Source organism: Halorubrum sp. Ea1 (assembly GCF_002252965.1).
Classification (GTDB): Archaea; Halobacteriota; Halobacteria; order Halobacteriales; family Haloferacaceae; genus Halorubrum.
In genome coordinates this window covers 1-505 of sequence record NZ_NHPG01000123.1, presented here as the reverse complement: position 1 = coordinate 505, position 505 = coordinate 1, and the positions used below count along the sequence as shown (strand labels likewise).

The 505-nt window shown below is 68.3% G+C and carries 1 pseudogene; it reads right to left on the bottom strand.

The features are described from left to right. Positions 1-505, bottom strand: a pseudogene (locus tag DJ73_RS15225) (DNA polymerase I); the annotation flags it as partial.

Sequence of the window (505 nt, the reverse complement as noted above, 5' to 3'; positions counted from 1 at the left end):
CACCGCCTCCGGCGACCGCGTCTCGTCGAACGCGCGGAGCGCCTCGGCTTGCACGCCCTCGACCCACTCCGGCGTCGAGCGCTGTCGCCCCTCGATGCCGCGGGTCTTGACCGCGTCACCGAGCCCCGTCTCGGGATACTCCTCGCCCCGTCGCTTCCCGAAGTACCGGGTCAGCGCTCCCGACTCCGAGCTTCGCATCGGGCAGAACGCCACCCAGTCGAACGCGCACTCGTACTCCAGTTCGATGCCGGCGTCACGGCTTATCTCGTCGGCGACCGCCGTCAGCGGACGCTGTTCGCGGCCCTCGGCGGGCGTCACCCAGACGGAGTCGACGATCCCGTGGACGACGCGCCATCCGGCATCCTCCAGGGCGGCCTTCGCGTCGAGGAGGAGCTCGCGAGCGTACGCGTTGATCGCTTCGTGACACTCGATGCGCCCGAACTTGGCGTTGCTGAATCCCTGATACCCGAAGCAAGACACGAGGATCCACTTGATTGCCGACGAG